The 18,387-nt window shown below is 37.4% G+C and carries 17 protein-coding genes; 6 read left to right on the forward strand and 11 right to left on the reverse strand.

The window, feature by feature from the left end; all coding sequences use genetic code 11:
• Nucleotides 1-90 precede the first annotated feature (90 nt).
• Complete coding sequence (gene glcT, locus ACWPVE_RS22405) at nucleotides 91-933, reverse strand: glucose PTS transporter transcription antiterminator GlcT (RefSeq protein ID WP_453997309.1); 843 nt, start codon at nucleotides 931-933, stop codon at nucleotides 91-93.
• A 189-nt stretch (nucleotides 934-1,122) separates the two neighbouring features.
• Here glcT and ACWPVE_RS22410 point away from each other — a divergent pair, with 189 nt between their 5' ends.
• A complete protein-coding gene (locus ACWPVE_RS22410; protein ID WP_453997311.1) occupies nucleotides 1,123-1,920 on the forward strand; it encodes an HAD family hydrolase in 798 nt (265 codons plus the stop codon).
• Between the two features lie 213 nt (nucleotides 1,921-2,133).
• On the opposite strand, the gene cas8a1 is transcribed toward ACWPVE_RS22410, so the two are convergent.
• The 3 genes from cas8a1 to ACWPVE_RS22425 all read right to left on the reverse strand — a co-directional run bounded on the left by cas8a1 (nucleotide 2,134) and on the right by ACWPVE_RS22425 (nucleotide 5,683).
• Nucleotides 2,134-3,396 (reverse strand): type I-B CRISPR-associated protein Cas8b1/Cst1, encoded by a 1,263-nt coding sequence (cas8a1, locus tag ACWPVE_RS22415; RefSeq protein ID WP_453997313.1) that lies wholly within the window; start codon nucleotides 3,394-3,396, stop codon nucleotides 2,134-2,136.
• A gap of 352 nt (nucleotides 3,397-3,748) precedes the next feature.
• Nucleotides 3,749-5,131 (reverse strand): L-cystine transporter, encoded by a 1,383-nt coding sequence (locus ACWPVE_RS22420; RefSeq protein ID WP_453997315.1) that lies wholly within the window; start codon nucleotides 5,129-5,131, stop codon nucleotides 3,749-3,751.
• 144 nt (nucleotides 5,132-5,275) lie between these two features.
• Nucleotides 5,276-5,683, reverse strand: coding sequence for a VWA-like domain-containing protein (locus tag ACWPVE_RS22425; RefSeq protein ID WP_453997317.1), 408 nt, complete (start codon nucleotides 5,681-5,683; stop codon nucleotides 5,276-5,278).
• A 323-nt stretch (nucleotides 5,684-6,006) separates the two neighbouring features.
• On the opposite strand from ACWPVE_RS22425, the gene ACWPVE_RS22430 reads away from it, so the two are divergent.
• Together ACWPVE_RS22430 and ACWPVE_RS22435 are read left to right on the forward strand one after the other, a co-directional pair.
• Nucleotides 6,007-6,285 (forward strand): hypothetical protein, encoded by a 279-nt coding sequence (locus ACWPVE_RS22430; RefSeq protein WP_453997319.1) that lies wholly within the window; start codon nucleotides 6,007-6,009, stop codon nucleotides 6,283-6,285.
• A 74-nt stretch (nucleotides 6,286-6,359) separates the two neighbouring features.
• A complete protein-coding gene (locus ACWPVE_RS22435) occupies nucleotides 6,360-6,920 on the forward strand; it encodes a thioredoxin family protein (protein WP_453997321.1) in 561 nt (186 codons plus the stop codon).
• A gap of 106 nt (nucleotides 6,921-7,026) precedes the next feature.
• On the opposite strand, the gene ACWPVE_RS22440 is transcribed toward ACWPVE_RS22435, so the two are convergent.
• Nucleotides 7,027-7,527, reverse strand: coding sequence for a hypothetical protein (locus tag ACWPVE_RS22440; protein ID WP_453997323.1), 501 nt, complete (start codon nucleotides 7,525-7,527; stop codon nucleotides 7,027-7,029).
• Nucleotides 7,528-7,792: 265 nt separating this feature from the next.
• Between ACWPVE_RS22440 and ACWPVE_RS22445 the strand changes: the two genes are divergently transcribed.
• Complete coding sequence (locus ACWPVE_RS22445; RefSeq protein ID WP_453997325.1) at nucleotides 7,793-8,023, forward strand: hypothetical protein; 231 nt, start codon at nucleotides 7,793-7,795, stop codon at nucleotides 8,021-8,023.
• 38 nt (nucleotides 8,024-8,061) lie between these two features.
• Here the strand turns inward: ACWPVE_RS22445 and recQ are convergent, their stop codons facing one another.
• The gene (gene recQ / locus ACWPVE_RS22450; protein WP_453997327.1) at nucleotides 8,062-9,849 is read right to left on the reverse strand and encodes a DNA helicase RecQ; all 1,788 of its coding nucleotides are present in this window, start codon (nucleotides 9,847-9,849) and stop codon (nucleotides 8,062-8,064) included.
• A gap of 283 nt (nucleotides 9,850-10,132) precedes the next feature.
• Here recQ and ACWPVE_RS22455 point away from each other — a divergent pair, with 283 nt between their 5' ends.
• The gene (locus tag ACWPVE_RS22455; protein ID WP_453997329.1) at nucleotides 10,133-11,185 is read left to right on the forward strand and encodes a YeiH family protein; all 1,053 of its coding nucleotides are present in this window, start codon (nucleotides 10,133-10,135) and stop codon (nucleotides 11,183-11,185) included.
• Between the two features lie 15 nt (nucleotides 11,186-11,200).
• On the opposite strand, the gene ACWPVE_RS22460 is transcribed toward ACWPVE_RS22455, so the two are convergent.
• The 4 genes from ACWPVE_RS22460 to ACWPVE_RS22475 all read right to left on the reverse strand — a co-directional run bounded on the left by ACWPVE_RS22460 (nucleotide 11,201) and on the right by ACWPVE_RS22475 (nucleotide 16,245).
• Nucleotides 11,201-11,662, reverse strand: coding sequence for a hypothetical protein (locus ACWPVE_RS22460; RefSeq protein WP_453997331.1), 462 nt, complete (start codon nucleotides 11,660-11,662; stop codon nucleotides 11,201-11,203).
• A 322-nt stretch (nucleotides 11,663-11,984) separates the two neighbouring features.
• Nucleotides 11,985-14,348: an FdhF/YdeP family oxidoreductase gene (locus ACWPVE_RS22465; RefSeq protein WP_453997333.1), complete on the reverse strand. Its 2,364-nt coding sequence runs from the start codon at nucleotides 14,346-14,348 to the stop codon at nucleotides 11,985-11,987.
• Between the two features lie 208 nt (nucleotides 14,349-14,556).
• Nucleotides 14,557-14,919: a DUF2294 domain-containing protein gene (locus ACWPVE_RS22470; protein ID WP_453997335.1), complete on the reverse strand. Its 363-nt coding sequence runs from the start codon at nucleotides 14,917-14,919 to the stop codon at nucleotides 14,557-14,559.
• Nucleotides 14,920-14,982: 63 nt separating this feature from the next.
• Nucleotides 14,983-16,245 (reverse strand): L-lactate MFS transporter, encoded by a 1,263-nt coding sequence (locus ACWPVE_RS22475; RefSeq protein ID WP_453997337.1) that lies wholly within the window; start codon nucleotides 16,243-16,245, stop codon nucleotides 14,983-14,985.
• Nucleotides 16,246-16,647: 402 nt separating this feature from the next.
• On the opposite strand from ACWPVE_RS22475, the gene fdhD reads away from it, so the two are divergent.
• On the forward strand, nucleotides 16,648-17,460 hold the full coding sequence (fdhD, locus tag ACWPVE_RS22480) for a formate dehydrogenase accessory sulfurtransferase FdhD (protein ID WP_453997339.1): 813 nt from the start codon (nucleotides 16,648-16,650) through the stop codon (nucleotides 17,458-17,460).
• A gap of 136 nt (nucleotides 17,461-17,596) precedes the next feature.
• On the opposite strand, the gene ACWPVE_RS22485 is transcribed toward fdhD, so the two are convergent.
• A partial coding sequence (locus ACWPVE_RS22485; protein ID WP_453997341.1) for an IS1182 family transposase occupies nucleotides 17,597-18,387 on the reverse strand: 791 nt, incomplete at its 5' end.

Below are 18,387 nucleotides of genomic sequence, written 5' to 3' on the forward strand. Positions count from 1 at the left end.
GCATGAGGAAATAACGATTGAATATAGGGATAGAATACCCCTTTCAATCATTATTCACTCATGCCTGATCGTATCAGTAACACGTAAACGTTATATATTTTTCGATACTAACCTTTGAAGATGCATCGTCAGATAGACCGCTTCTGCATCATATACTTTTACTTTCAATGCCTGTTGCATCACTTTAATAACTTTCCAGGACAAATTATAGCATATCGGATATTCTTGTTTCAAGACTTTTTTTAAACTCTCTGGTTCTTCGAGTACTTCACCTGACTTCACTCGATCAATTGTATAACGCAGATGGCGAATGAGCCTTAAATAATGAATACTTTGTCGATCAAGTGTAACATCCAGCGAGTTTTCAATCATTCCAACTACTTGTCCAATTAATTGAGAGTATTGATTTACTTCAGAAAGTGTATGATTGGAAATCGCACTATGAATATGCAAGGCAACAAATCCAATCTCTCCTTCTGGGAAGCTAACCCCGAGCTTATCTTGAAGAATTTTAATCACTTCCTCTGATATTTCATATTCAGTAGGATATAAGCTTTTCGTTTCGAGCAAGAATGGATTTGTAAATTCTAGCCCCTGTTCCAATCGTTTTATCGCAAATGATATATGATCGGTTAACGCAATGTGGATATGCTCATTTAGCTGTCCATGGACTCTGTTTGTTATATGATGAATCACATCATTCATGACCTCGATAAAATCTTCATCTACTTGGGTAACCAACATTTTATATTGTTCTTGTTCCTTCTGATTCTTTAAAACAAATATTTTCTCTGCCTTTTGTGGGGAAATCTCCTCACCTTGTTTCCTTCCAAAACCAATCCCTTTTCCAATTAACACGACCTCTTGGATCTTTTTGTGTACTGCAATTAAGACATTATTATTTAAAACTTTTTTTATTTTAAAGGACTCCATCCTATTTCCTTCTCCTTTAACATGTTTCCTACCTTCTCTATCTTACTCATCACATTTGGTTCACGTCAACAAAAGTTATTTACCCATTTTACAACTGTAATGTAAATTTATAATAATCTTTACAGTTTTCATGTATAATGACAACATATTGCCATTTCCCTTTAAATAAAGCAGCATAGAGGTGTTAGTATGATAAAGTTAATAGTTAGTGATTTAGATGGTACGCTTTTACAAGAAGACAATACGGTTAGACCTGAAGACGCTAAAGCTCTCCAAACAGCTCTCGAAGAAGGACTTCAAGTCAGTATTGCAACAGGAAGAATGGACAATGAAATCAAAGAGGTCATAAAAGCAATTGGCCCAAAATTTCATCGCATCAGCCAGAACGGAGCATTTGCATCAACACACGAAGAAAAGTCTATATTCTCTCGAACGTTTACAACAGAAGTTGCCGAAAGTATCTATCACCAAGTACTAGATCCCAAATTCGTGACCATTGTATGTAGCTTCGATACAAATTACACGCATGAAAACAATGAGTATGTGGAGGATGTTCAAAAAAGAATGTTCCACCCCATTATCATAGACCCTGAAATTGGTACGAAATTAAGAGAGATTAAGCCATCAAAGATTACACTAATTGGTTTTGAAAATGATATTATCGAAAGTTATGAAAAATTGGCTCGCGAATTTAAAGATGAAATTGATTTATTTATTTCGGAAAAACATGTTTTAGATATCATGCCAAAACAAATCAGTAAAGGAAACGCCATAAAAAAGCTATTAGAGGAATTATCTTTACAACCTGAGGAGATTGCATGTATCGGAGACTCGTATAACGACATTCCAATGTTTCAATTAACGCCTTATAGTTTTGCAATGTCTACTGCTCACGAAGATGTGAAAAAAGAAGCAAATTACGTCGTACATTCTGTAGCTGAAGCGGTAGAGTTTGTTATAAAAGAAAATAGCAAACAAAACGTTTAATAAATTAGCGTACTTAATAGAAAAAGAACCTGAAACTAGGTTCTTTTTCTATTTTTATTTACTTTCCATTTACATTTCTTATCTTGGCTTGATCATATTCATGGATTGGCAAGACGAGAGATGGCTGGTTGCTTGCGCCAGGCGTCAATCACAATTAAAAAAATGGTTCAAAAGGTCGAACGGCTATATAAGAAAAAAGAGTACGCTCTCCTCTTAACTGCCGACGATTGGCAAGGTTATGATCACTTTCGTACCTAAGCCCACTTTACTTTTTATTGTGAATGAACCCTTATGGTCCTGAATAATCTTGTTGCTCATTGTAAGACCAAGGCCCATTCCTTTTTCTTTTAAAGTAAAAAATGGTTCTCCAATTTTCTCAAGTCGTTCTTTTGGAATACCAACTCCTGTATCGATCACTTCAATATGAATCTTTTTACCAACAATCTTAGTACGAATTTTCATTTTCCCACCATCTTGCATGGCATCGACTGAATTTTTCATGACATTTACGAATACTTGAATTAACTCATTCATATCCCCATAAAGTTTCGCTTGTGCTGCATTGTTTTCAACAACAATCTCAACATTATGAAGGGTGGCTTGATGTGATGTAAGTTTCATCACATAGTTAATCAGTTCTTTCACTTCAAACTCTTTCATAATTTTACTCTGAGGTTTTGAAAAGACGAGCAATTCACTCACGATTTGATTAATCCGCTCAAGTTCTGAAAGAATAATATCAGATATGGCTTCGTTTGATTTATTCGTCTCCTTTTGTAATTGGACGAACCCTTTAATCGTTGTAAGAGGATTACGAATCTCATGGGCAATCCCTGCAGCCAGTTCACCAACCACAGATAGTTTTTCCCTTCTTAAGGCAATTTCCTCTGCAGCCTTTAATTTAGAAATATCACGACCTATTGTCACTAGACCTTTACGACGCCCTTCTTCATCAAATAAAGGAACTTTAATAACATCAAACGTTTTTATTTCCCCGTTTGGGAGAACGCAAGATTCTTCGACTCGGGTTGTTTTGCCTTTATTCCAAGCTTCTTCGTCTGAATTCACACATCTTAGTAATGGATCTCTAAAAACAGGCAGTATGTCCGCTAGTTCTTTATCTGTCTTGTATTTATATGGTTTTCCATCGAGCTGGTATAAATCTTTACCGTACTCATTGACTCGAATCCATCTTCCTTCTCCATCCTTAAAACAAACAAAGTCAGGCATAGCGTTAATGAGAGTCGACAACTCATTTTGCTCTTCCAACGCTTTTATATAAGCATCATGCTTATTTATAATGAGATTGATGAGAACTGTAGTGAAAATAACAAAAACAACACCTTTTCCTATCTGGATATAGTTCGCATACGCAGATGGAAATTGGTCAAGCACATATTCTGAAAATGTAATCCAAATTAGGCCTGCCAAAAAATAAATAAGCAATAATTTCTTTTTAAACATAGTATTAAACATGACAAGCACCCCATAACAATTTGACAATACTAATAAGCTCCTCTATAATAATACTTTACTCCCTAATAACTTTAAACATTTAATTTTAAAATAGATAAATTTTTAATTTTCGTTTTATCTTTTACATTTGAGAAAGACTTATTCACACTGGATCGGCTTCGGAGCCGTGAGGACGAAAGAGAGGTAGGGCTTTCGTTGTTTAAGATTTTCAAACTACCGCGGCAATAAAATTATTTTGTACAAAGTTAATACGCTCAATAAAAAGAACCAATCGTTAAAAATAACGGTTGGTTCTTTTGCATGTATATATGAAAGAAAAATAAGACCCATATCAGGGTCTTATTTCAATGGTTTATGCACCTAGTGATTGTGTTGGTTGTGTATAAGTATCTGTGTCGAGTTCTTTTGTCATTTTACTTGTAAGAACACCAGCTGTCATACTTCCACTTACGTTAAGGGCTGTGCGTCCCATATCAATAAGTGGCTCAACAGAGATTAGAAGACCTGCTAATGCAACTGGTAAATCCAGTGCTGATAGAACAAGGATGGCAGCAAATGTTGCTCCTCCACCAACTCCAGCAACACCAAATGAACTGATCGCAACAATCACTACGAGTGTTATGATAAATGTTGGATCCAATGGATTAATACCTACTGTCGGAGCAATCATGACCGCAAGCATTGCAGGGTATACACCCGCACATCCGTTTTGTCCAATTGAAAGTCCAAATGAACCAGCAAAGTTTGCAATTCCCTCTGGTACACCTAAATCATTTGATTGTGCCTTAATGTTTAGTGGCAATGTTCCTGCACTACTTCTTGACGTGAATGCAAAAGTTAAGACAGGGAAAGCCTTTTTAATATACGTAATTGGATTTAGTCCAGCTAATGCAAGTAATAATAAATGAAGACCAAAAACAATCAATAATGCAACATATGATGCAACAACAAATTTTCCTAACTTGTAAATCGCACCATAATCACTCGTAGCTGTTACACGAGTCATAATCGCAAGAACACCATAAGGAGTTAAACGTAGAATTAACGTTACCACTCGCATGATAACGGCATAAATAGCATCGATAATCTTTGCAAACATCTCCGCATTTTCTGGATCTTTACGACGAACTCCAAGAAACGCCATTCCCAGAAACGCCGCAAAAATTACAACTGCAATTGTTGAAGTGGAACGAGCCCCAGTGAAATCTAAGAATGGATTTGCTGGTAATAATTCAAGAATTTGTTCTGGAAACGTTCTGTCTTGAATTCCTGCATATCGTTCTTCAATTGCTTCTCCTCTTGCTGTTTCTGCATCTCCAGCTTCAATTTGGAATGCTTCTAAATCAAACGCAACAGTTGTACCAATTCCAACGAGTGCCGAGACTGCAGTTGTACCAACTAAAATCCCTAAGATAAGTACACTTATTTTTCCAATATTATTTGCTAATTTCATCTTTGTGAAAGCAGATACGATTGAAATAAACACAAGTGGCATGACAATCATTTGTAAAAACTTCACATAGCCATTACCAACAATATTATACCAACTAATTGTCTCGGATATAATTTCTGAATCTGATCCATAGATTAATTGTAGGATAAGTCCAAAAACAACCCCTAAACCTAGTGCTGCAAATACACGTTTAGAAAATGAGACATGCTTCTTTTGCATATAAAACAATAATATTAGTAATAAGACCATCAATACGATATTTACTAAACCAAGTAAACTCATTTGATTTATCCCCCCTTTATATGAATAACGTATTAAAATATAATCAACTTATTCCAATCCGTCAAGTATGAATTTAATTTATCAATTCAAATGAACACCACAGTAAAACGCCTAGAATTACTTATTCTAGGCGTTTGTAATCATTTAGGCAATTTTTATCGCTTTTCCAAATGGTACTTTTGGAACATAGTCATCAGGAACGAGCCAGAATATTTCTGTATGAACATCGAGTTCATCATAAAAATATCCTGTGACATCTGTTATATAGAAAAGGGTATCAATTTTCTCTTGATCCGCCCATTCCAGTACCTCTGTATACGAGGATTTGCCATGCGTATAGTATTTGATGGTAGGGTTTTGGATCGGTGTAATGCTTCTGATTTTAAAATCAGCCTGTACCAGATGTGTCTCTGGATGCATCTCTCCAAAAAACTTTATGATATTGTTTATGAGAATCGACCGTACCTGATTTGTTGAAGTATCAATTGCCAGTGCAATCTTTTTGTTTTTTCGATTCTTAAGTAAATCCAACAGTGACCTTTGCCATCTCACGTGCGCACTCAACTCCTCTTGCATAATCACCAAAGGAAGCGACTAGAAACTCGAGAGATTTGGAAACTCCATAACAATGGCTTAAATACTCTTGTAATTTTTAGAAGCCTCTGACGGGATGTGCATGTGCTAATAAAGAAATGAAGGCCGTGACACTCACAGTCCTCCCATTTTCAAGTTTCTGGGCGAGTCGCTTTCACTTTCTCCTTGGCCCCCCTATTTTGTCACTTCCTTCAGCTAAATATGAACCATTCAACTAACAATACTTGGATAGCTTACTCATTAGCCTTTGGGTAAAACTATCAATAATTGGGGGGATGAAAATGAAAATTTCTAAACAAGAATTAATTCAGCAACTTAAAGAAAATAACGGTATTGGATTTGTTGAACTAAATGGCGTTCTCCATGAAATTAGGCTTCTTCAGGATAACCTGATTGCATTTTCAGGTGCTTGTTGGAAATGGGAACAAACAGAAATGCCTTCTGCCAATGGGGACTATTATGTATTAACAGATGTTCTTATTGAAGAAGAACCCATTATACCAAGCTTTCCGATACATGATACGTATGAATTTTACAAATCGGTTCATGATTTTTCATAAGCATCTTAGTGGTTAGAATCGCCTTTATCCTTTATAGTAAAAAGAAAGAACCTATTTTTGAGGAGGAAATACATATGGCAGACTTAAAACCATGGTTTGAGAAAGGCATGAACCAATATGAGTACATTAACAGCATGCAAGTTCACAAAGAGAATCTGTTAAAAGTATATAATGAATTTGAACTAGATGAATCCGATAAAGTATTCCTACGGGCACTTCAGGAAAAAGAACTAAAAGCCATCATACTAGCAGCTGATTGGTGTGGAGATGCCATGGTAAATCTTCCAATCTTCATGAGAATGGCTGATGAAGCGTTACTCGAAACACGTTATTTAATTCGCGATGAAAATTTAGAGTTAATGGATCAATATCTCACGAACGGTAAATCCCGCTCAATTCCTATCTTTATTTTTATCAATAAGGACTTTGAAGAGGTCGGGAAATGGGGACCAAGATCACCAAAAGCACAAGAAATTGCTGAAGAATTAAAAGCAAATGTTCCTGATAAAGAGTCACCTGAATATGATGCTGCATTCAAGGCATTTATTAAATCTTTTGTAGAGCGCATTACAACAGATAAAGAGCTTTGGAATGAGATAAAAAATAGTATGATTGCCACTTTAAAGAACGCATAATTTATTTACGTAATAACATATACTACAAGTAAGGCCGTCCACCACTTCCAAATTCGCATCGTTGCGGGACTAACCAGAACGGAAATGTGGACGGTCTTTTTTATCTTTATATCGGTAAAAAAAGGTGAACCAAGAACATACATGTAAATAAAAAGGCCGTTGTATAATGAAACCTTCTCCGAAATCCCGAAGCTTTTTTGTGCCGAAGATAACCCGCAAAAAGGGTAACCACTAAAAAATGCATTGCAAATATCCCACTCAAAATCTTAGGATGTGTATACCCCAGTGTTTCCCCAAGTGTAACGATCATGATACCTCCATGAAATACAATCAATATCGTCCCAATGACAGCCAGCTTGATATGGGATTTCATCATATAGCGTGAAATCTTCGCAAGTGATATTTTCAACTTGCGCACCTTAGTTTTACGAATCACAAGAAAAATAAAATACATATTTACGTTTACAATAAAAAAAATAACCGCCATTTGAGCAAATACTTGCCCTAATGTGACAAGCTGAGAATCGTGCGTACTAAAAATCCAAATGTAAATAAAAGTTATTAACACGAGTAGTACGTTCGAGAAAATCCAAAAATAATAGGCCATCATAAACCTCCCTTCTTCCTTTTGCCCATTTTATCAGTAAGGTATGAAATGGGATGTGTGGGATATCACTTTGAATGTTGTACCTGAGCTTTGTGAGATTTGCCTAGCAATACTGAGGTGTGGTAGTTACGATAAAGACTACCTGTAGAATTTGCGCATTTAGCTAACTGCCATTCTGTATGGTGATTTCTAATTTTATACCTTATTATTCATCCCTCTTCAAACATGCTAGAATGTAAGTAGAAGTAAAAATGGAGGGATTATGATGTCTACATGTAATATCGACCATTCACTTGAGGATGTTATGAAGAAGCTTCAGAGCCAAGAAAGTTTTTTACCGCGGGAACTGTACCAAAAAGCAACTCAATTCCTTAAAGCTGAGCATTCGCAACAGGTTCTAAATGAGCTATTTCACCTATTAAAGAAATATGACTTAGCGACACAGGAAGAACAACAAACACGAAATCAAGACATGGAAACCCTATTCCAGGCATAAGTAAAGGCACCACAAACAAATGTGGTGCCTTTTATTGTCTATTCGATTATCGCAGTTTTTTCATCCAGATACTTTCGTATGGCGATTAAGAAATCCTCACCATATCGTTCTAATTTCGTTTGGGCAACCCCTTTTATTTCAAGTAATTCCTTTTCTTCCGTTGGTGCCACTTCACTCATTTCACGCAATGTACTGTCAGAAAAGACAATATAAGGTGGGACTTGATCTCGCGATGAAATTTCTTTCCGAACCTCACGAAGGATTTCAAATAATGTGTTGTCAGTAACAATCTGTTTTTTCTTCACCTGTTCTTTTTTATAGATTTTTTCTTCTCCTTTTAGAACTGGCAAGGCTTTTGCATCTAAAATGAGTACTGGATATTGGGAGTTTGTTAATTTCACATATCCTTCTGCCGTTAAATAGTCGATTAAGGCAACGATTTGTTTTTCTGAGTATTGTTTTAGCAAACCGTAAGTGGATAACGAAGTAAAACCAAAATCTTTGATTTTTTTATTTCGGGAACCTTTTAGGACTTGCGCAACCAATGTTTTCCCAAATCTTTCTTTCATTCGTTTGATACAAGAAAACACCATGAGCGCTTCCGTTGTAACATCGATTTTTTCACGGTCATCTTTGCAATTAAAGCAACGGGTACATTCGGTGCTTTCCTTCTCACCAAAATACTCCAAAATATATTGCTGCAAACATTTTTCAGTATGGCAGTAATCAATCATTTGCTGAAGCTTTTGGTATTCTTGTTCTTTTTTCCCTTCATCCATTGTCGATTGCTCGATAAGGAATTTTTGCAGTTGAATATCCTGGGGGGCAAATAAAAGGTAGCAATCGCTTTTTTCACCATCACGCCCCGCTCTTCCTGCTTCTTGATAATAGGCTTCTATATTTTTAGGTAGATTATAGTGAATGACATATCTTACATTACTTTTATCAATTCCCATTCCGAATGCATTTGTTGCAATCATGACATTTACCGTATCAAATAGGAAATCATCCTGTGCTTGCTTTCGCTCCTCATCAGAAAGCCCCGCGTGATATTTTCCAACTAAAAACCCTTCCTTTTTTAGTGAGGAATGAAGTTCATTGACCTCACGACGTGTTGCAGCATAGACAATCCCTGATTGATTCTTATTTTCTAGTAAAAAGCTCTTAATAAAATCTCGTTTATTCTCACCTTTAAGCACGTTAAATGTTAAATTCTCTCTAGCAAATCCTGTAATAAAAACTGCAGAAGAATCAATTTTAAGTTGACTGCAAATATCATCCTTTACTTCGACCGTTGCTGTTGCCGTTAAAGCCGCTACAACAGGCTTTGACGGTAATTCTGCAATCATATAATGGATATTTCGATAGCTTGGTCTAAAATCGTGTCCCCATTGTGAAATACAATGAGCTTCATCAACTGCAATCATTGAAATCGGTAAAGAAGATAAAAGGGATCGAAACCCCGAGGAATCAAGTCGTTCAGGTGCAATATAAATAATTTTATAGCGACCTGCTCGTGCATCCTGCAGCCTTTCCTGAATTTCTTGTAATGATAGACTGCTATTAATATACGTAGCTGGAATCCCGACACCCAGCAATGTGTCTACCTGATCCTTCATTAATGAGATTAAAGGGGAAATGACGATGGTGGCTCCTTCAAAAATAAGGGCGGGTATTTGATAACATAAAGATTTTCCCCCGCCAGTAGGCATAATAGCCAGCGTATCGTTTCCCTGTAGAATATTTTCGATAATGGATTCCTGTCCAGGTCTAAACGAAGGATATCCAAAATACGATTGTAATACTTGTTTCGCTTGTTCGATCATAAAAAAAACACCTTTTTTATTATTTTTGGTAAAAATGTGCGTTTGACGTAGTGTACTACCCCACATGTCCAGTTATCTTTTCGCATACTATACAGTGTGGTGTTAGCTCCTTATTCTTTATCTGTTCGTGTTTGGAAGTGAGAAGTCACTTCCTCTTTTTTTATGCCACTTTAAACGTGACAATTCACCTACATTCATTATAATAGAATAAGTTTAAGGTGTGAAGGGTGCCTCCCTTATGGTAAGATAGTGGGTATAAAACAAGTTTAGAGGGATGAATCACGTGAGTAATGCAAATCTAGAAGTATCACAATCTTTTGAAAAGAAATCATACTTATTCGAACATACACTTTCACTACGAAATAAGTTGCCTGGTATCGCGCTTGTTTTTATTATTGGTGTTTTGGCGAACTCATTAGGAAATGATTTTCCATTGATTGGCGGGGCTGTAATTGCGATCATCATCGGAATTCTGGTCCGAAACTTTTTAACCATTCCCGTTGTTTTTTCAGAAGGGATAACCTATACGCTAAAAACGTTACTGAAGGCTGCAATTGTTCTCCTTGGATTCGGTCTCAGTTACGCCAGTATTTTCCAACTTGGATTTGAAGCAATTCTATTAGTTGGGATGGCCGTTTTAGCAGGAATTCTTTTTACTTTTCTATTGGCCAAGCTTTTCAAGTTAAATGGAAATATTCCACTTCTTGTTTCACTTGGAACAGCAATCTGTGGGGCCACGGCAATCGTCACCTCTAGTCCGATCGTTCGCGCAAAAGAAGAGGAAACAGTGTATGCAATCAATACTATCTTCGCATTTAATGTGTTGGCAGTATTATTTTATCCGCTTTTGGGACAACTTTTCTCTATGTCCGATCAGATCTTTGGTTTATGGGCAGGATTAGCCATCCACGATACATCATCAGTGGTCGCAGCTGGGTACAGTTATAGTAATGCTGCTGGGGAAAATTCGGTCGTGATTAAGCTAATTCGAACTCTTATGCTTGTGCCAGTGATTCTTCTTTTATCTATCTTTATCTCAATGAAGTCTAAAAATGAAACAGGTCATAAGGTAAAAATTAGTAAGGTTTTTCCAACCTTTATTTTATTTTTCGCTGGAGCAGTTGCGGTAAATACGATTTTCTCCCTTCCATCATCAATTACAAGTGTGACAGATGGAGTAGCAAAGTTTTTAATCCTCATGGTAATGGCAAGTGTCGGGCTCGGAACTGATTTTAAAAAAATAAAATCTGTTGGATTCCGTCCTTTATTTGTTGGACTCATATCATCTGTCATGATGGGAATTTTAACATTATCAATTATATATTTACTTTATTAAAAAGAAGTTGGGAGGTCATTTCCCAACTTTTTTTCGTTCTTCGACAATGTCACAAATCATTTGAATATGGAAGGAAGCCCATGCTTTTTCACGAAAATGTAAGACGACTGTGAAAAAAAGCAGAAAGAAATAAATGAGTGTAAAGAGGACCAAATATAAGTACCCTTTTCCAAACAGGAACTTTTGCAATTGATTGGAAAACAGAAACAAAAACCACGGAACCGCAGTGATTAAAATGGGAATCATTCCAGATCCATTTTGTTCTTTTAGCATGCGATAATAAATAATTTTTAACGTTTGTGAATCAATTTTCTCATAAAACTGCTTGATTTCCCGGACTTCCTCCATATCCCTCATATGCCCAAAGGTGTAGTCTTTCTTTACGTTCTTTTTAAGCTTTAAATAGATTTTATGCGCATCTCCACGAAACGAAAGCAATGGTAACATCCCTTCAAATCTAGCATTACTTTTATCCATTCCCTAATCAAGACATAAAAATGCCCCCAAAATGTTAGTTTTGGGGACAACTTTTTATAAGCAATGATGTCTAGCTCCATACGCGATCGGCTCACTGATCTACTCAATCGATTCAGACTTCTTATACTTATCGCCTATGTCAGGACTGCTAGGATTTAGAGCGTTAGGCATTGGACATGCCTGCCCAGAGACAGTATTTTTCGCATAGTGACAGTATTTCTTGGATAGTGACAGTATTTTTCCCATAGTGACAGTATTATTCTCGTAGTGACAGTATTTCTTGGATCTAGCTAGGAATCAGGGAGCGATTAGCGCTTATCTTTTATGCTGGAGGATTTACGTCTAAGTCATCCTCGATTTCTTTTTCTTGATATTGTGTGTCTTTTCTTGCATTGAAGCGCTCTGCTTTTTCTACATACACGGCAATATTATAATCAGGAATACCTGCAAATTTCTCATAACGGCCTTTTGGTAATAAGAAGTTACCTTCTGGGAAGAATACGCCTAGATTTTTTCTGGCAATATCGGCAAATTTGGCTTTTCCTTGGAAGACACCAAATCCATTATGAACCACAATTGCTTCACCTTCCGTGATACGTAGCTCCTTCGCATCTTCTGGGTTTATTAACACATCATAACGGCCAGCACCATTAAATGGGTCCACCTCTTTATAAACCATCGAGTTAAATTGCTTTCCACGACGAGTCGTTAACACAAATTGCTCTTCTTTTTTCCCTAAATCAGGAATGTCAACCTGAATTAAATTCGCTCTTCCATCTGGAGTCGGACAAATTCCATCTTCACATAGCCATGCGCCACCCCATTGAAACACGTCCCCTTTTTTCTTAAGGTGTTGGATGCCGTCGTAATTTGGATTCGCAATTGCAATTTCGTTACGAATTTCCTGTCCACTCTTAAAATCAATTAAATGTGCCTGTTCAGGTTTAACCCGTTTTGCCAGATCAACATAAATCTTCCACTCCGCACGGGCTTCTTTAATTTCATTTTTATTTCCTTCAATGACAGGTGAAAAATAAACCATACGCTCTGTTGACGTAGAGGTTCCTCCACCTTCTTGTTCATATCGTGTTTGGGCTGGTAAAACAATGACAGCTTCCTTCGCATCCACCAAGGTTGACGTGTTTAAAATGATATCTTGATGAACGCGGATTTCAAGCTCTGATAGTGCTTTTTCTACGAAATCAGGGTCTGGCATCGTTTCTAAGAAATTACCACCAGACATATAGTAAAGTTTTACCTTGCGTTCATGATCCTCAGGTAGCACAATGTTTTCCAGAGTGACCCCTACAATATCTCCTTGCCATTTTGGTAATTCAAAGCCCCATACCTTTTCAATACGCTGAATATTCGCTTCGTCAAATTCACCACCAGGTAGCACAAATGGATCTGCTCCCATCTCACCAGAACCCTGTACAGAAGAGTGACCACGGAATGGCATGAGACCATTATGTTTGCGACCTAAGTGTCCGCGTAACAAGGCGAGATTAGCAACCTGTGAAATATTATCGGTAGCGAACGAGTGCATCGTTAAGCCCATTGCCCAAGTGTATACCGCATTTTTACTCTTCGCTAATGTTTCGGCTAGTTCGATGATGCGTTCTTTTGTGACACCTGACGATTTCTCGATTTCATCCCAGTTTTGAGCTTCTACATGTGCTTTTAACTCTTCGTACCCATTTACATGTTCTTTCACAAATTGATGATTAATCGCGGAACCATGATGTTTTTCTTCCATTTCAAACCAATGCTTCATTATTCCGAACATGAAGGCAATGTCTCCACCAATGCTTACTTGGTAAAAATCATCGGCGACCTTTGTTCCAAATAAGGCAGATTCCAGATTAGATGGAATCCAATATTTATCCATTGCTGGTTCTCGATGAGGATTAATCACGATAATCTTTGTACCGCGTTTTTTTGCTTCAAGCATATATTTTGTTGAAACAGGTGAACTGTTAGAGGCTACACTACCCCAGAACACTAAAACGTCTGTCCCGATCCAATCCTGATAGTTAGCAGTTGATGCCCCTACTCCAACGGAACGTTTCAACGCTGTTTTACTAGGAGAATGACAAATACGTGAAGCGTTATCAATATGGTTCGTACCTAAGAAACGAGCAACCTTAGCTGCTACATAATATGATTCATTTGTAATCCCACGAGAAGTAAGATAGAACGCATATTGCTTTGGATTAAGTTTTTTCATTTTTTCGGCTATCATGTCCATTGCTTCGTCCCAAGAGATTCTAGAAAACTTTCTATCTCCTTTGCGACGAATCATTGGATACGGTATTCTTCCTAGCTGTCGAAGCTCCGTGCTGTTATACTTTCTTAATTCATCAATATCCTTATGAAGAATGTCTGAGTCAATCGCTGGCATCGTACTTAAGCGAAGAACATTCAAACGGGTCGTACACATATGTGGACCCTTTAATGTTTGGTCGTAAAGACCTGAAACTCCTAGTGCACATCCGTCACAAACCCCTTGTGTTAGTATCCGAGTGGCATATCCGAGATTATCCTTGTTCTCCCACGCGACTTTCATTGTATCTCTAATATGCTTAGGCTTTACCTTACCTAAACCAAAAGGGATTGGACTGACCCAATGCTTTGGTTGTGGCATTTTCGTTGCTTTAATTGGACCCTGATGTTTTGTTTTCCCCATTTTTTAATCCCCCTTCTCCTTATTTCACTACTACTATGTGTATGGGTAAAGAAAGAATATATTATTTATTGCATTCTACATTCAAAGTGGTTATTCCTCCTGGTAAAGAAAAAACCACCGAACATCATTCTAAACTGGTAGAAAAATGAAACGGTGGTTAGTCTTTAGCAGGGTCGCTACCAAGTGCCAACACAAATTATATCGTTGTCTATTTTGCTTTAAATTTTTTCACTAAATCTTGATCGAATACAAACACTGACATACCAAAATCTCGATCAATATCAATATCAACAAATAAGTCGACGAGATTTGCCCCTAGAAATTCTTCCATTTCAATTGGCCTGTTTTTGCGATACATTTCCTTTACCATTTCGGTACGTGCGGCACGTAGCATCTGTTTTCCTTCATCCGCACCCGCAATGAACTTTTCAACTGGAGATAAGTTTCCCTCCATCTCACAAATAGCCCAATTTTTACAAAATGTTGTGGTGATCTTACTAGGTCCCTTCCCCATATGTTTTTTGCGGAACGACCTAACTAAATTGCTAAACTCTGCTTCGTATTTATTCATTTTATGCATACCTCTTAAACTAGTTACTCGTTAACTTTACGTTAATCAAATTACTAGTGAATGTCAACCAGCAAGCTCAGCATTTGCAGATTGTTGCTTTTGTAGTTTCTTAATATCCAAACGAATTAGAAGTGAAACGGCCAAAGCAACTGCAAATAATGCAGTAAATACTGTTAAGCTTTGTGTATAACTTCCTGTTGTGTCACGAATCCATGAGGCAAACATTGGACCTGCAAGACCTGCTGCTGCCCACGCTGTTAAAATGTAACCATGGATTGCACCAAGTTGCTTTGTTCCAAACAAATCGCCAATATATGCTGGTATCGCGGAGAATCCACCACCATAACATGTATAAATAAGTGCTAATAACACCTGGAATAACAATGGATTCGATACATGTGGTAGTAATGGAAACGCAATTACTTGTATCACAAAAAATATGGTATATGTATTCGGTCTGCCTAGGTAGTCCGATACTGAAGCCCAGCCAATTCGTCCAAGTCCGTTAAATGCCCCGAGAACCCCAACTAATGCTGCAGCTGCAACTGGTGTTAAACCAACACTTTCTTGTGCAAGTGGAGAAGCAGCGGAGATAATAGCAATCCCACATGTGACGTTGATAAAAAGCATTAACCATAAATAATAAAAGCGTTTTGTTTTAATTGCTTCATTTGCTGTTAGTTGGGACAGATCCTGCTTTAATTTTGTAGTCCCATTTGATACTTTCTCTTTGAATCCTGCTGGCATCCAGCCTGCTTTAGGCGGAGCAAGATATAGTGATGATAAAATCATAATCGCAAAGTATGATACACCTAAAATAAAAAACGTATTTGCAATGCCCACAGAAACAATCAGTTTCTGCATGATAGGGCTACTAATTAATGAGGCAAATCCAAACCCCATGATGGCAAGACCCGTTGCCATCCCACGTCGATCTGGAAACCATTTTACTAGTGTCGATACTGGAGCAATGTAACCAACGCCTAGTCCGATTCCACCGAATACACCATAGAATAAGTATAATAATGGCAATGATTCTAAGTGGATCGCAATACCAGACCCTGTAATTCCCACGCCAAAGAAAACAGCAGCAAGAAGACCTGATGCACGAGGTCCATATTTTTCAACAAAATGCCCTAGGAAAGCAGCTGATAAACCTAAGAATAAAATTGCGATACTAAACGTCATACTAATGTCCGTTAAATCCCAGCCAAATTGATTTTGGAGAGGTTTTGTAAATACACTCCACGCATAAACCGAACCGATTGATAAGTGAATTCCAACAGCTGAAGCTGCAATCAGCCAACGATTTTTAGTCTTCTCCATTTCTTCTCTCCTTTAAAATAGTGTTATTATTGACATTTGTAGGATCCTAAAAATACAAAAACCGCCAACAGCCCTATGCATATATTAGCAACTAGGGTTGATGACGGTTAATTTCTCTAGCAGGATCGCTACTATAAAACTAACAGTAATCGTTTCCAATATTCCACCTTTTGCAACAGAGACAGGTTCGCTATCCTGTGTCAAAAGTGTGTCTATATTGTGAACTATTTGTTAAAATAGTAACAAAACTAGCAAAATAATACAATACCTTTTCACTAAATTCATCCGAATAGTGAAAAAGTTATAGTTGTACTTCCCCAAAAAATATGTTTATATAATTAGTAATCTATGAGGAAAACGCATCCAAACTGATTTTATGAATTAAAGTGAGGTGTATACAAGTTGGACGACATTACTGTAAGAAAAGGAATTATCAAATTTGCAGATGGTCAGTTAATTGAAGAGGAAGATCAAATTGTCAGTGAATATCCGTTAACGATTATCTTAAACCAACAAGAATTTGCTACGATGGTATGTACCCCTTCTGAACTAGATGAGCTCGTTATCGGGTTTTTAGCTTCTGAGGGAGTCATCAGGTTCCGAGACGACATTAAGAGTCTCCATATTGACGAGGGTGCTGGCTACGCCTATGTTGAAACAACGCATGAAGTGACAACAAGTCAAGATTACTATTCTAAACGTTTCATCGGTTCATGCTGTGGCAAAGGCAGACAGTTCTACTTTGTGAATGATGCCAAGACGGCTAAAACATCTACATCAACCATTACCCTTACACCCGAAGAATGCATCACCTTGATGAACGACATGCAAAATAGTAGTATTGTATTCAAAGATACTGGGGGCGTGCACAATGCCGCACTTTGCACACCAAACGAAATGATTGTAAATCGAACCGATATTGGTAGACATAACGCACTTGATAAAATATATGGGTATTGCTTAAACAATAAAATACCTGTTCGTGATAAAGTCATTGTATTTAGCGGAAGGATTTCGTCTGAGGTTCTACTAAAAGCTGCCAAAATCGGGGTTGGCATTGTCTTATCAAAATCTGCTCCCACCGATTTAGCCATTAAAATGGCAGAGGAACTTAATATTACCGCGGTTGGTTTTATTCGCGGTGGAAAGCTTAATGTGTATTCACATCCTGAACGAATTGTGATGAAGCACACGCTAACGTTGGAAAGAGATTAGTAGAGTGGTACCTACTAATCTCAGAGTGTAGAGAAAGGGGTATTTTTTCTCTACACTTTTTGTTTTCGGTGGTTTTTGTAGTTGTAAGTTGACATTATTCTTTATCAAAAATCTTGAAAATATCACTCCCAACCATCTAGCCTTGCTTGGCTAGGTGGTTGGCAATCTTTTTCATGTTCTGGCAGGCTGCTGTAAGTAATACCTGCTCACTAGCATTTTTAATTCCCCGTAACCTACAGTAGCGAAGCCCATGCAGCTCTTTTGAGTCTGCGAAGCTTCGCTCTACGGTTTCTTTTCTAAACTTATAAAGAATTTTCCCTTCTGGAGAGAGGCGATTTAGCCTCACCTTATCTTTATGATCTTCCCAAACATGACGAGTAACAACTTTTTGCTTATTCTGGGATCTAGTGCATTGTTCAAGAAGAGGGCAGGTTGAACATTTCTTGGGATCTGACTTGTACTCTCGGTAACCTTCTCTTGTAGTTGAACGATATGTTAGTTCCTCGCTATTTGGACAAACATAAATGTCATTTTCTTTATTATATTTAAACTTCCATTTTGGAAAGAGTCCTTTTGTTGGTTGATACCTTCTATGGGCAATAACTCCAAAGATCTTACGATCTGATAATCCTTTGCAAATCGGATTAGTTAAGTATCCAGAGTCAAGAGCAACAGCTTCCACATTAAAGTTAAATCGTAAGATTTGACGATCTAAACGGCTAAGATATGGTATTGAATCATGGACATTACCTGGAGTTACGAATGCATCAGTTATAATGTTAAACTTCAAATCTGTTGTCCGATGGTCTAAATAACAGAACATCTCTTGCTTATTGTCTCGCGACATAAACCCACTTTCTGGATCTGTGGTACTTACTCTAATCTCTTTTGTTTCTTTCACCTCCTCCTTTTCCTTTAAAGGCTTTT

Source organism: Bacillus nitroreducens, from assembly GCF_964021195.1.